At 43.4% G+C, this 249-nt stretch carries 1 pseudogene; it reads left to right on the top strand.

Annotation, left to right across the window (positions count from 1 at the left end):
- Positions 1-249, top strand: a pseudogene (locus tag AAEY62_RS23820) (phosphate ABC transporter permease PstA); the annotation flags it as partial.

Genomic DNA, 249 nt, shown 5'->3' with positions numbered 1-249 from the left:
CCTGTTACCGGCGATAAGGTAGCCTATTTACATAAGCTGGTTGAACGGGCAGTTGATTTAAACGACGAAGCACTTGATTTACAAAACGGTGATATTGGTCATATTAACTATGAACTGGAACGTCTAAGGCTAAAAGAAAAATCCTACTTACTTGATAATGAACTAACAGACGAACGTGTTGCTGAGCTTGCAGAGGCGCGTGCAGAACTACGTGCCGAGTATGCGGTGCTCGAAAAGCAACTGTTTGCA

Source organism: Pseudoalteromonas sp. GW168-MNA-CIBAN-0100, assembly GCF_040309225.1.
GTDB lineage: Bacteria > Pseudomonadota > Gammaproteobacteria > Enterobacterales > Alteromonadaceae > Pseudoalteromonas > Pseudoalteromonas arctica.
Note: the sequence above shows the minus strand (reverse complement) of the source record. Positions and strands in the feature narration are given on the sequence as shown.